General features: G+C 38.0%; 12 protein-coding genes. 6 read left to right on the top strand and 6 right to left on the bottom strand.

The genetic code is table 11. The features are described 5' to 3' along the window. Positions 1-4: 4 nt before the first annotated feature. Positions 5-1,939: a DUF3732 domain-containing protein gene (locus tag AYC65_RS04175; RefSeq protein WP_059333803.1), complete on the top strand. Its 1,935-nt coding sequence runs from the start codon at positions 5-7 to the stop codon at positions 1,937-1,939. 102 nt (positions 1,940-2,041) lie between these two features. Then, positions 2,042-2,218, top strand: a complete 177-nt coding sequence (locus tag AYC65_RS04170; RefSeq protein WP_059333802.1) for a histone H1 — start codon at positions 2,042-2,044, stop codon at positions 2,216-2,218. Positions 2,219-2,252: 34 nt separating this feature from the next. Here AYC65_RS04170 and AYC65_RS04165 read toward each other — a convergent pair whose 3' ends face one another. From AYC65_RS04165 to AYC65_RS04140, 6 genes are all read right to left on the bottom strand, one after another. Continuing rightward, positions 2,253-3,134 carry an ORF6N domain-containing protein gene (locus tag AYC65_RS04165; protein WP_059333801.1) on the bottom strand — a complete coding sequence of 294 codons (882 nt, stop codon included), beginning with the start codon at positions 3,132-3,134 and terminating at the stop codon, positions 2,253-2,255. After that, positions 3,124-5,217, bottom strand: coding sequence for a type IA DNA topoisomerase (locus tag AYC65_RS04160; protein ID WP_059333800.1), 2,094 nt, complete (start codon positions 5,215-5,217; stop codon positions 3,124-3,126). The genes AYC65_RS04165 and AYC65_RS04160 overlap by 11 nt, the downstream gene beginning before the upstream one ends. A 2-nt stretch (positions 5,218-5,219) precedes the next feature. Next, positions 5,220-6,671 (bottom strand): DUF3945 domain-containing protein, encoded by a 1,452-nt coding sequence (locus tag AYC65_RS04155; RefSeq protein ID WP_059333799.1) that lies wholly within the window; start codon positions 6,669-6,671, stop codon positions 5,220-5,222. Positions 6,672-6,769: 98 nt separating this feature from the next. Further along, entirely contained in the window at positions 6,770-7,063 is a 294-nt protein-coding gene (locus AYC65_RS04150; protein ID WP_059333798.1) for a helix-turn-helix domain-containing protein, read from the bottom strand. 12 nt (positions 7,064-7,075) lie between these two features. After that, complete coding sequence (locus AYC65_RS04145; protein WP_059333797.1) at positions 7,076-7,429, bottom strand: helix-turn-helix domain-containing protein; 354 nt, start codon at positions 7,427-7,429, stop codon at positions 7,076-7,078. 251 nt (positions 7,430-7,680) lie between these two features. Beyond that, positions 7,681-8,526, bottom strand: a complete 846-nt coding sequence (locus AYC65_RS04140) for an RteC domain-containing protein (protein ID WP_059333796.1) — start codon at positions 8,524-8,526, stop codon at positions 7,681-7,683. A gap of 305 nt (positions 8,527-8,831) precedes the next feature. On the opposite strand from AYC65_RS04140, the gene AYC65_RS04135 reads away from it, so the two are divergent. The 4 genes from AYC65_RS04135 to pgl all read left to right on the top strand — a co-directional run bounded on the left by AYC65_RS04135 (position 8,832) and on the right by pgl (position 12,945). Next, entirely contained in the window at positions 8,832-9,017 is a 186-nt protein-coding gene (locus tag AYC65_RS04135; protein ID WP_078674668.1) for a winged helix-turn-helix transcriptional regulator, read from the top strand. A 281-nt stretch (positions 9,018-9,298) separates the two neighbouring features. Beyond that, entirely contained in the window at positions 9,299-10,717 is a 1,419-nt protein-coding gene (gene gndA / locus AYC65_RS04130; RefSeq protein WP_034870183.1) for an NADP-dependent phosphogluconate dehydrogenase, read from the top strand. Between the two features lie 12 nt (positions 10,718-10,729). Beyond that, positions 10,730-12,211 carry a glucose-6-phosphate dehydrogenase gene (gene zwf, locus AYC65_RS04125; RefSeq protein ID WP_034870184.1) on the top strand — a complete coding sequence of 494 codons (1,482 nt, stop codon included), beginning with the start codon at positions 10,730-10,732 and terminating at the stop codon, positions 12,209-12,211. 23 nt (positions 12,212-12,234) lie between these two features. Next, positions 12,235-12,945 carry a 6-phosphogluconolactonase gene (gene pgl / locus AYC65_RS04120; RefSeq protein ID WP_034870194.1) on the top strand — a complete coding sequence of 237 codons (711 nt, stop codon included), beginning with the start codon at positions 12,235-12,237 and terminating at the stop codon, positions 12,943-12,945. Positions 12,946-12,999: the final 54 nt, after the last annotated feature.

Here is a 12,999-nt window from a genome sequence, read left to right as displayed (position 1 = left end):
AATTATGCAAGCAGCAATTTCACATATATTTCTTTTTAAGAATAACAAGGAAACACGTACACTGAAATTCGATGAAGGTCTAAATATTATTTCTGGAGATTCTAAAACAGGTAAAAGTGCAATCATTGAAATTATTGACTACTGTTTATTTGCAAGCCGGTCTACTATACCAAAAGGGATTATAACAGACTGGACAGATCTTTATTGCATGATTTTTAGAGTTAGAGACAAACATATGATTATTGGAAGATTAAAAAACAGTAATCAAATGTATTTCAGTATTGAAATTAATTCAGAGGTTCTTACCAATTTTTCAATAGAATATTTCAGCGACAAAAAGCTAGTCGATTTAGATGATGCTAAAAAAGAATTTGAGAAACATATAGGAATCTCTGTTTTAGATACAAGAACTGATGAAGAGGAAGATAAAAGAAAGTCTGGAGGAAAGGTAACAATGCGGAGCTTTATACCATTTCTATTTCAGCATCAAAATCTAATTGCTAATAAGCATAGCCTTTTTTATAGATTTGATGATTTCTATAAGAGAAAAAAAACTATTGATGATTATCCTATATTAATGGGATGGGGAAATGCTGATTTTTTTGATTTACAGAGAAGTCTAGAAAGTAAACAGAAAGAATTGAATCAAAAGAAAAAGTTAGATGAGAAGTTAAAAATAAGTAACGATCAATTAAGAGAGGATCTTTATGGCATCGTATCACTATACTATACTTCTATAGGTAAAGACCTATCAGAGGAGATTACATTGTCTGATCTTAAAAACCTTATAAAAGATTTACCCAATGCCAATGCCAATTCAATTGGTGATCAAAACCTTAATGAGGAATTGAGGAAGATAGACAATTCTATATTCCAAAAAAAGAAAGAATTAGATGTAGTGCTAGATTTGTTATCTACTATTAAATCTAATAATGATATTTCTATAAATTTTTCCAAAAACATAAATCGATTAAAATCATTAGCATCTATTGAGGCAAATGTTAGTGAAGTTCATTGCCCCCTTTGTGATCAAGAAGTGGGAGAAATAAAGGATAAAATTTCGATTATCAAAGAATCTAATGAAATTTTGGAGGATGAGTTTGAAAAAATAGGTACTTATGTAAATGATACTTCAAGTCAAAATGCTTCGCTTCGAAAAGAAAGAGATATTCTGAAGAAAGAGTTGAAAGATCTAAAGATTAAAGCTGATAGCTTAAATACACAAGTATTAAAAGAGTTTAATACTAAAAATGAGTATGAAAGAAACTTATTATTGAAAGGCAGAACTGAAGCTAATGCTCAAAACCTTATCGAAAGGAATAAACTTTTATCTAATAGTAAAAGTGGCTATACAGAGTTGGAATCAGAAATTGAAGAACTCAAAAATAAACTTGCTGGCTTCAACCTGAAAGAAGAATTACAAAAAGCCCAAGTAATATTAAGTGAAAAGATGAGTGGTATTTGTGACTTACTCGATTTTGAGGAAGAGTTTAAACCAGGCAAAATACTTTTCGATTTGGAGAAGTTTAGCTTAAAATACAATTTGAAGGATAAAGAAAATATTCTTCTTTCAGAAATGGGAAGCGGCTCAAATTGGTTAGCTATTCATTTATCTGCATTCTTAGGCTTTTTATATCTACACAGTACTACATCGACTTCTAAAATACCATCAATATTAGTTTTAGATCAACCAAGTCAAGTATATTTTCCTAAAATCTACAAACAATTGGATGAAGATGTTGAGAATGAACAAAAGAAAGTAGATGATAATATTATTCAAGTGAAAAATATATTCAAAGTGATTTCTGATGAAATTGCTAATATTGATAAAGAATGTGGTTACAAGCCACAAGTGATTGTATTGGAACATGCTGATGAGGATGAGTTCTCACAATTCATAAAATATCGATGGAGCAAAGATGGTAGTAAGTTGATTTAATACTTTTATGATTTAACACACATCCGCATTAAATCAACAAGGTTCTAAAAATCTTATATTATTTATTTTATTTTAGCACTGAAATTTTAATCCATTATGATAATGAACGAATTAATTGAAAAAATCAACGCAGGCTATGAAGCATTGAAAAGGGATGCAGAATTGCAGGCTGAAAAAGGAAACAAAGCGGCAGGTACAAGAGCACGTAAGGCTTCTCTTGAATTGGAGAAACTTTTAAAAGAATTTAGAAAAGTATCTTTGGAAGCTTCTAAAGGCTAAAACAAAACCCTCTGGAAATTCGGAGGGTTTTGTTTTAGAAAGTGTTCAGAATTTGAAGCATCCTGCCAATTTCAATATCCATTCGTGAAAAGGCAAACCATTTTTTGCCCAGGTCTTTAAGTGATGCCCCGATATGGTAAAGCTCTGTATTATCAATAATCAAAAATCGGTCGTGAGCATCGGAGAAAATCTCTACTTCGATATGTGGATATTGACTGTTATAGCGTTGTAAATCCAACCGTATCTGACTGCTTATGCTTTTGGTGTAGATAGTAGCTCTTACGTTTGCATTGCGTTTGCCTAACAAGGTCAGCACCGTATCGTCCACGTAATTATCCAGCAGGATAATGGAACTTTCGGCACTTCGGATAATATCCGAAACAAAGGTATAGGCATCAAAAACCTGTCCGTTGTAGAAAATACCTTTTTCAGCGTGGAGCTTGTCGCTTTCCAGAGCCTTAAAGATTTCCTCAAATTTTTGGTCGGCTTGTAGTTGTTTCAGTTCTATATTGTCCAAACGATGAAATAAGGAAGCATTGCTAATGAGCATTTTTCGCATTTCTACAAACGCATCCATTATCTCAATGCTCACCTTTACAGCCACATCGGAGCGAAGCACGGCACTCAACATCGCAATGCCTTGCTCGCCGAAAACGTAGGGCAGATAACGTCTTCCGCCTCGCCCTACGTTTGAGGTTCCAATTTGGAACCTCAAAAAATCCGCTTCCTCATCGGTCAGTTGAAAACAGAATTTTTCGGGAAACCGCTCAATATTCCGTTTTACGGCTTTGTTCAGTATTTTGGTTTCAACGTGATACAGCGTAGCGAGGTCGCTGTCCAGCATCACTTGTCTGCCACGTATGGTATAAATCAGATTTCTGATTTCTTGTGGTACAATAGTCGGTTTATTTTCCATTGCGTTTGTAGCTTTTGTTATTCTCAAATTCAAAGGAACTTTCGGCTTGCTCATTCAACACGATGTAGGCATCGAATTTCTTTCCGGCTTTGCTTTTCATTCCTTTGATAAGCGAGGTTTTGCCTTTATTGACAAGGTTTGCAATATCGGCAATGCCGATGTGTACACCACACACATTGCGGAACTGTACCCAACCGCAAATTTCATTGGGGCATTTGACAAGTTTATCACGGATAATGAGTTGGTGGCTTTTGCATTTTGGGCATGTAAGTTTCGGAAGGTTGCTTTGGGCAATAGAGGTTTGCAATAGTTCATTGGTAATCGTTGAGGCGTAGGTTTCCATTTCCTTTTGAAACGCATCGGCATCCGCTTCCTTGTTCTCGATTTTCAGCAAAGCCAATTCCCATTCAGCCGTCATAGAAACGTCTGCAATTTTTCGGTCTTTAACCAACTCATACACCTGCAACCCCTTTTCAGTCGGAATTAAGGATTTCTTTTCCCTTTGGATATAACTTCGGGTAAACAGGGTTTCAATGACTGATGCTCTTGTAGCGGGAGTACCGATACCGATATTTTGCAGGACTTTCCGTTCTTCCTCGTTTTCGATTTCCTTACCTGCGGTTTCCATTGCTGACAAAAGTCCGGCTTCGGTATAAAGCACGGGCGGTTTGGTTTTCTTTTCCAAAACGGTTGCTTCTTTAATTTTGAGCTCATCGCCTTGTTTCAGTTCGGGCAAATCCTGTACGGGTTCGGTATCTTCATCGGAGAAACGACCTTTGATACCACGCCAGCCCGCTTCGATAATCTTACAGCCCTTCAGCGTAAAATCATAGTGCGATACTTCCAAAGAAACGTCGGTTATCTCTTTAATATAGGCTTGTGAAACGGCTTCGAGCAAACGAAAGGCAATCATATCATATACTTCATTTTCCTTTGCGTTCAGTGCGGAGGGGATTTTATCCGTTATCAACAACCCGTGATGGTCAGTAACACGCAAATCATTCACGATACGTTTGTTGAAACGCCCCCACTTAATTTTCTCCAAGGCTTTTTTGCTGGTTTCCCTGTTTTGCAAAGCCCTTACGAGGTTAGGGATTTCCGTCCACATATCTTCAGGAATGTGTTTGCTTCCGGTACGTGGATAAGTGATAAATTTCTTTTCGTACAGGCTTTGGGCAATATTGAGAGTTTCTTCGGCAGAAAGATTGAGCTTTTTGTTGGCTTCCTTTTGCAGTCCTGTAAGGTCGAACAGCAGGGGTGGTTGTTCTGTTACGCTTTTAGTTGCTACCGATGTCACTGTCGCAGTTCCGATACGCTGAACGGATTTCAACGTATCATCGGCGAGTTTTTGGTCTTCCCATTTGCTTTTGGAAATGCTTTTGAAGTCAATAGCTTCTTTGTGGTGCAAAAGCTGTATCTGCCAATACTTTTTAATTGAGAAGTTTTTGTTTTCAAGATAACGTTTGCATATCAATGCCAATGTAGGTGTTTGCACTCTGCCGAGAGAGTAAACGCCGTTGCCTGCCATAATGCTCAATGCCTGTGTGGCATTGATACCCACAAGCCAATCGGCCCGGCTTCTGCCTTGTGCTGCCTGGTACAATCCGTCAAAATCTTTTCCGTCTTTGAGGTTCTCAAAGCCCTGTTTAATGGCTTTTTCTGTAAGGGAACTAATCCAAAGACGTTCAAAGGGCTTGTTGCATTTTAGGTATTCATAGATATACCTAAAAATCAATTCGCCTTCACGACCTGCATCTGTAGCTACGATAATGCTGTCGCTTTTACTAAAAAGTTGCTCAATAACTTTCAGTTGCTTTAATGCTCCTGTATCGGTTTGATAGCCTTTGTCTTTTTTGACCTTGCGGACTGTCAATAAAAAAGGGTTTGGCAATATCGGCAGTGATGCCTTGTCAAACCCAGAAATGCCGTAATCTTCCGGCATTCCCAATCCGATTAAATGACCGAACGCCCACGTAACAAAATAGCCGTTGCCTGTCAGGTAACCATCCTTCTTTTCGGAAGCTCCCAACAGACTTGCTATTTCCCTCGCTACGCTTGGTTTTTCTGCAATGATTGTTTTCATAATTAACTCACTTTTCTACCTTTTGATTTTGCGGGCTTGTTTTGTTGCTCCTGTTGCTTTTCATTTTTGGGTCTTTGTTGCCCCGACTTCAAAGGCTCTTGGATATTTTTGGTCGCTTCGTTGGTTTTGCCCTGTGAATTGACGGCTGTTTGCGTTTTGTGGGCTTCGGTAGGTTGCATTCTTTCCTTGTATTGATTTGGAAATTCAAAACCTGTTTTTCCGGTGTCTTTGTTGAACGTGATGTAACCATTGTACGTTTGCCCTTTCTTATCAACCAGACCTGCCATATACACGGTTTGACCCGCTTTGAAATCCTTATGCTGCTCATCGGTCAGCTCTTTTCCACGAAATGTTCTTGGAGCTTCCTGCGGTTGGCTTTGCTGATTGTTTTGTTGGTTATTTTGCTTTTGTCCGTTTGAGTTACTACGGTCAAACAAAAATTCGGTATAGCGTTTATCAGCGTTGTACTGTACCGTTGCCGAAAACTCCGTTCCCTTTGTCGAAATCATACCCTCCAATTTGAGCGGCTTGCCCTCCATTAAGGTTTGCTTTTGCTCATCATTCAGCTTTACACCTTTAATTTCATCGGGAATTTTAATGAAATCTGTCCGCAGTGCAATTACATCATTGGTAAGCCTGTCAATACTGATAATGGACGGCATTAGTTCGCCCGTTTTAGAATTGGTAAGATTAACCACACGCCCCATATTACCTGTTTCCAGAAGATTTTTTTTGTCTTCATCTGTAAACTTATGTCCAAAGAAATCAAAGTGCAGGTTAGGTTCTTTTTTGATGCCGTGCATTGCCACGATGGCATTGCCGTCTTCTCCTTGCTGTAAAGACAGGCGGGCATCTGTACGGAGAATAGAGCCTCCGAGATTAATGCCTATCGGGACAAGTTCGTTGGTTTTATAACCTCGTAATAAAGGGTCGAGCAGGTTTCTTTTTTCAAGAAACTCCTTGCTCAATCCGAGATTTTTCATTGTGTCCCAATCAATCTGCTCCGGCTTATAGCGGTATTCGCTTGTTTCCGGTGTTGTCTGTGCTGTTGCCATATCATTTTTATTTTCTTGTTTATTATTCTCTTGTGTGTTGGTTTTTACTTCGTGTTCCTTCATCACTTTTTCGCCCTCCTGTGTAGGATTATCAACCTGTTTCTGCATTTCCTTTGCCTTTTCGATAGCTTCGGGTTCACCTACTTTAAAAAATGAAAAGTTGGTCGGGTTTTTCAGTTGGCTTATAAAGTTGGAAAAGAAATTAGAAAAGAAATCTCCGTGTTTGTCCACACGCATAAACTGATTTTGGTTCTTTTTCGTGGGGTCAACGGTTTCCATTTTTCCGTTTTCGTCAATGCTCTTTACGGCTTGGATTTTCATTTTTTCTTTATCCAGCACTAACAATATGTCCGATAACTGTTCGGGCATTTCCTGTTTGTTCGTTGTTTCTTCACTCATAATCTGAAGAATTTAAAGTTCATCGCCGAAAGTAAAGGAAGCGTTCACTGCATTGCCCGATGTGGCACTCAAAGGCAGTGTTTGGCACTTATTGGCGTTCATTTCTTTGGAGGTGGATTAAAGCTCTCTCTTATGAACTGATGTACATCGGATAGTTTGTAATACAGTTTTCCGCTTATCGTATAATAAGGTAGCTTGCCAATGGAGCGATACCGTTGCAGGGAGCGATTGCTGATTTTTAGCATTTGCAATAAATCCTGATTATCCAACAATTCCTCGCCGTCTATGCTGTTGCGTTTCCTTTGCAACTCGTCTATATTGTCGCCCAGCATATCAAGGCGACCCATTAAGCGTTCCATCCACGCCAAAAATTCCATTCTGTCAATATTCATAGCCACACGTTTTTAGGATTTGCCCGATTTCAGCTTTCTACCTTTTTCGATATAGCTTTTGCCTTTTGCCATTAGTTCCTGTACAAATTCATCGTTACTTTGTACAGCATTGGCATTGAGCATATCCTTGATTGCTCCGATGGTGTAGAAGTACTGTCCGTACATTTTTGAGTAAGCTATTTCGCCTTTGGTACGCATACGCCACAACGTCTTTTCGCTGATGTGCAGGTATTGGCATACCTCGTGGTTATTGAGCCACAGGTCATCGTAGCTTGTATCGTCCAATCTTTTCAGATAATCCGCAATGGCATTGATACGGCTGTTGAGCTGTTTCCACGCTTCTTCTTCAATTGTGATTATTTTCATCGCATTGCTCTTTAATGTTTACAATGCAAAATTCCCAAAGGTGGCAATGTTTGTCTGCCAATGCTTACCCATTGGTTTGGCGGTTTTTTGAAAATATTTAGAATTAGTAGAAACCCTTGTTTAATAAGGGTTTTAAGAGGTTTTGGATATTTTGTGTTGTAGTTTTAAGAGCATTTGCCAATTGGCAGATATGGGCAAATAAAAAAGCAGTACGTTTTGTGTACTGCTTTGAACTTATTGTTTTGAAGTAATTAAAGGTCTTTATCCATATATTCTTCGAGAGAGATTTTGAGCTGATCTAAAAACGCTGTTCTTGAACCAGCCCTTGTTTTCATTCGGTGGAAAGAGTGATGTATGTCGTTCAGTGGTGTCTGGAACAGCACTTGAAAAATTAAAGCCAATTTTCGGATGCCGATTTTTCCGTACGCAATGGAATTCGAGGCATAAAGAGCGTATATCAATTCGATCAGTGCATTTTGTGAATTTGTCCACGAAATATCCTTGTTTGTATCTCCATTTATCATAATCATATCAGGATTTATTTCGGGGTTGATTTTCGTAATCATATAAGTATAAAGTAATTCATTCGCTATTATATAGGCTATCTTGTTATCATAATAGGTTGAAAAACTAAGGTCAATTTCAAATACGCCACTTTTTAATCCATCGTGGTAATTGATTTGCCCAAGCCTGAAATAAGTATGGTCACGGTCTGTTCTGCCAGCTCGATAGTATCTGTAAAAGTCTTCGTTACAGATACTTTCTTTATATTCTGATTTAAGGGCTTTTAAGAGGTTTTCATAATAGCTTTGGTGTATTTCTCCGTTGCTCACAGGGCAGGATGTTTCAATACGGAATACTTTGTTATAGTAAATGAGTTTTCCTAAAACCTGCGGTTTGATATTTTTAAAAAATTCTATCTCTTGCTGTTCATTTGCAAAGTTATCCTTTATCACTTTTGCCTTTATTGTGCCCAGCATTTCGTTTAAGAACAAGGTCATTTGGTAAGCCTCATCTACCATTTGCATCATTTGAGAAGACAGCTTATCTTCCTGATGATGAATTTTCGATAATATTTTACTCAACACGATTTCCATAGCATAGTCTTTTTGAAGTTAGCACTATTTGTTTCGGAGATACAACTATTGTTGGTAATCCAAAATTTGGAAATAATTTTGAGATAAAACTCACAGTATTACCCCAGTGGGGAAGTTTTTATGGAACTTTATTTGTATAGGCTATCACAGAAAAGAGTAAAGCAGTAGTGTACCTTACCCATAATTTTATTACATTTGCATTAATGATTTACAGGGTAATCAGATGAAAGCGAGTGCAGTAAGCACCATTACTAAATCGTTACCGATACCACTTTAGGTTCTTGTAAACTACTCTATATTAGCTAATTTTAGCTATTCTAATCTTTTTAAATAAAAAATCATATCCCGAAATTCCACCAAAAGTCGAATATAGTCTAACTGAAAAAGGGCAAAAAGTACTTCCTATTATTGATTCTATTACGTTATTTGCTATGGAAAATTTGAGTAATACTGAGAGTCCTGACCAGCCTTGTTTCAGCAAAGAAATCTAACATTCAGAATCCAATAAGTCCCCAACCTTCTATGTGTCAATATTGAAAAAATCCATTGACACAGTTATATAGATTCTCTTACTGTAATACCAGAGTAATTGTTACATATCCGGTCTGGATACTATCCTATCATCAAATGGAAAGGCACTGGTATTTTTTTATAATGATAGATAGTCTCTAACAGGAAATTAATAATATTTCACATTCTATTATTTTGTTCTCCACCCCCATTTCCGTAATTTTATTGTCTGTAAAAACAGAATTCACATAACATTTAAACAATGGAGAAATACAATTACGGAGTGATTGGCCTCGGAGTAATGGGGCGCAATCTTCTTTATAATATTGCTGATCATAATTTTTCAGTTGCAGGATTTGACCTTGATGAAGAAAAAGTAAAAGAATTACACGATGGTGCTACTTCCGAAATGAAAGTAAAAGGGAGTACTACTTTGGAAGACTTTGTATCGGCAGTGGAAATCCCAAGAAAAATTATTCTTATGGTTCCTGCAGGCAAGCCTGTAGATGCTGTTTTAGAAAATATCACACCACTTCTAAGCCCGGGGGATATTGTTGTAGATGCAGGAAACTCTTACTTCGAAGATACCAACAGACGTATTGCAGATTTAGCAGCAAAAAATCTACACTTTATGGGAATGGGTGTTTCGGGAGGTGAAAAAGGAGCCAGAACAGGTCCCAGCATTATGCCGGGTGGAGATCTGGAAGCTTTCCGTCTTCTTCAGCCAATGCTGGAAGCTATTTCTGCAAAAGTTGGCAATGAAGCCTGTACTGCATACATGGGGAAAGGTTCTGCCGGGAACTATGTGAAAATGGTGCATAACGGAATTGAGTATGCCATTATGCAGCTGATCAGTGAAGCATATGATCTGCTTAGGAGAGGAGCAAATCTAAACAACGATCAATTATACGAAGTTTTCAAAGAATGGAATAACGGAGAAATGAATTCCTTCCTGATCGAAATTACCCGTGATATTTTCCAACAAAAGGATACTTTAACTGACGCTTATCTTGTAGATAAAATCTTGGATAAAGCCGGAGCAAAAGGAACCGGAAAATGGACTTCTGAGCAGGCAATGGAAATTGGAGTTTCTATCCCTACCATTGATATTGCTGTGACTTCACGAATTATATCTGCTTATAAAGATGAAAGAATTCAGGCTTCAAAACTGTATTCAGAAAAAGAAATTACAAGCCCGGAAAATACAGAATCATTCATCAAAGAAGTTGGAGATGCCTTATATCTGGCTACATTAATAAGCTATGCACAGGGACTTGCTTTATTGGTAAAAGCATCTAAAGAATATGATTTCCAAATTCCGTTACAGGATGTTGTAAAAATCTGGAGAGGCGGCTGTATCATCCGATCAGTTCTATTGGAGAAATTCTATTCGGCTTACACCAAAAATCCGGATCTTTCTAATATCTTGCTGGACCAGGATATCTCTGTTATCGTTAAAGAAAAAATTGCTTCTTTACGAAAAACAGCAAGCTATGCAGCTTTAAACGGAATCCCGGCTCTGGGAACTCAATCCGCTCTGGGATATTTTGATGCTTATACAACAGAATCTCTTCCGGTAAACCTTCTTCAGGCTCAGCGTGATTATTTCGGAGCACATACCTATCAGCGCGTTGATCAGGAAGGTACTTTTCACACTTCATGGCAATCTGCAAACAACTAAAATCAGGAAATAATGAGCGAAGAAAAAGTCCTGCATCCGACTACTATTATCATTTTCGGGGCAACAGGAGATTTAGCAAAGAGAAAGTTATTTCCGGCGTTTTATAATTTGTATATAGATGGCAGAATGCCTGAACAATTTAATATTGTAGCATTAGGCAGATCAGAAAATACCAATAAAAATTTCAGAAATTACGTCGTAGAAAATCTGGAAAATTTTTCCAGAAAAAAAGGAACCCCTAAAGACTGGTCCGGATTCAAGTCCCATATTACCTATTTCCAGCATCAACTGGATCAGGAAGATTCTTATCAGGCACTGAATCAGAAATTAGAAGATTTAGACAAGGCATACGGAACCAGAGGAAACAGATTGTTTTATCTATCAATTGCCCCTAATTTTATTACTACAATTTCTAATCATATCAAGAATGCTTCATTAGCTTCTGATCCTGCTAAAGATCGGATTATTATAGAGAAGCCTTTTGGCCATGATAAGCAGTCTGCCATTGAACTTAATAATCTTCTTGGCGAAACTTTTGAAGAAGAGCAGATTTACCGTATCGACCATTATCTGGGAAAGGAAACGGTACAGAACATTCTGGCGTTCAGATTTGGAAATTCAATTTATGAGCCTTTATGGAATCATAACTATATAGAATCAGTGCAGATTACGGTGGCTGAAGAGGTTGGCGTAGAAACAAGAGGTGCTTTCTATGAACAGACAGGTGCATTAATAGATATGGTACAGAATCACCTGTTACAAATCTTGTGTATGGTTGCTATGGAACCGCCCGCTTCATTGGAATCAGGTGAAATCAGAGACCGTAAAGTAGATGTTCTTAAATCAATACGCAGAATTTCAGCCGATCAGGTCAGTCATTATGCCGTAAGAGGCCAATACGGCCCGGGCATCATCAACGGAGTAGAATCCAAAGGCTACCGCCAGGAGAACGGCATTGCGCCCGATTCCAATACAGAGACTTTTGCTGCTGTAAAATTCTATTTGGATAACGAGAGATGGCAGGATGTTCCTTTCTATGTCCGCACCGGAAAGAAAATGAAGGAGAAGCATTCTTATATTACGATTCAGTTTAAGCCGCTTCCCCACTCTACATTCTCAAACAGTTCGCACCATCTTTCAGCCAACAGACTTATTATCAATATCCAACCGATGATGGATATCAGACTGCAGTTTATGACGAAAAAACCCGGACTTTCATTGGTTTTAGAACCTGTAGAAATGATTTTCGATAACTTCGCTTGTCAGGAAGATACACCCGAAGCCTATGAAACGCTATTGTTGGAAGCTCTTTTAGGAGATCTTACTTTGTTTATGCGTTCGGATCAGGTAGAGGAAGCCTGGGACGTGGTAAAAACCATACAGGAATCCTGGAAAAATAACAAAGACACCTCTTTCCCTAATTATGCGGCAGGAAGCTGGGGACCTGAGGACAGCATGGAGCTTGTTAAAAGACAAGGACATAAATGGGTGTAAACTATAATAATAAAAAAGAAAAAATGAATATTACGGTATTTAATGATCTGGAAAAACTGTATAAAAAGGCAGCAGATACATTTATTGACCTTTCAAAGAAGTCTATTGAGAAGCATAATCGTTTTGTCGTAGCACTTAGCGGAGGCTCTTCTCCAAAAGCTATTTTCAGTTTATTAGCTACTCCGGAGTATGCGGAGCAAATTGAATGGAATAAGGTTTATTTTTTCTGGGTTGATGAAAGATGGGTTCCTTTGGATGATGAGAAAAGCAATGCACGAATGACATTTGAGACGCTTCTGGATAAAGTTCCTGTCAACAAAGATCAGATCTTTCCTATGTACCAAAACGGAACGGAACCTGAAAAGTTTGCTGAAGTATATGAACAACAGATAAGAAATGTTCTTGGAGATGAAGGTATTTTCGATTTCATCCTTCTGGGAATGGGAGATGATGGTCATACAGCCTCTTTATTTCCGGGCGAAGCAATCCTAAATGAGAATCAAAAATGGGTAGACGCTTATTATCTGAAATCTCAGGAAATGTTCCGTATTACCCTGACTGCACCCTTGATTAATAAAGCAGAAAATATTCTGGCCGTTGCATTCGGGGAATCGAAAAAGCATGCGCTGAACGAAGTACTGAATGGTGAGTACAATCCTGCACTATATCCAATGCAGCTGATTAACAAAAAAGAAAGCTTTCAGTTTTTCACTGATGAGAAAGCTAAAGGATAAATTCTATAAATAAAAAGACCACTAAATAGTGGTCTTTTTTATGTCTTTTAAAAA

Source organism: Elizabethkingia bruuniana (assembly GCF_002024805.1).
GTDB lineage: Bacteria > Bacteroidota > Bacteroidia > Flavobacteriales > Weeksellaceae > Elizabethkingia > Elizabethkingia bruuniana.
This window is presented reverse-complemented; position numbering and strand designations above follow the sequence as displayed.

Coding starts and splice junctions, on each gene's coding strand:
- AYC65_RS04175 (WP_059333803.1), top strand. CDS start 5: ATGCAAGCAGCAATTTCACATATATTTCTTTTTAAGAATAACAAGGAA.
- AYC65_RS04170 (WP_059333802.1), top strand. CDS start 2,042: ATGAACGAATTAATTGAAAAAATCAACGCAGGCTATGAAGCATTGAAA.
- AYC65_RS04165 (WP_059333801.1), bottom strand. CDS start 3,134: ATGGAAAATAAACCGACTATTGTACCACAAGAAATCAGAAATCTGATT.
- AYC65_RS04160 (WP_059333800.1), bottom strand. CDS start 5,217: ATGAAAACAATCATTGCAGAAAAACCAAGCGTAGCGAGGGAAATAGCA.
- AYC65_RS04155 (WP_059333799.1), bottom strand. CDS start 6,671: ATGAGTGAAGAAACAACGAACAAACAGGAAATGCCCGAACAGTTATCG.
- AYC65_RS04150 (WP_059333798.1), bottom strand. CDS start 7,063: ATGAATATTGACAGAATGGAATTTTTGGCGTGGATGGAACGCTTAATG.
- AYC65_RS04145 (WP_059333797.1), bottom strand. CDS start 7,429: ATGAAAATAATCACAATTGAAGAAGAAGCGTGGAAACAGCTCAACAGC.
- AYC65_RS04140 (WP_059333796.1), bottom strand. CDS start 8,526: ATGGAAATCGTGTTGAGTAAAATATTATCGAAAATTCATCATCAGGAA.
- gndA (WP_034870183.1), top strand. CDS start 9,299: ATGGAGAAATACAATTACGGAGTGATTGGCCTCGGAGTAATGGGGCGC.
- zwf (WP_034870184.1), top strand. CDS start 10,730: ATGAGCGAAGAAAAAGTCCTGCATCCGACTACTATTATCATTTTCGGG.
- pgl (WP_034870194.1), top strand. CDS start 12,235: ATGAATATTACGGTATTTAATGATCTGGAAAAACTGTATAAAAAGGCA.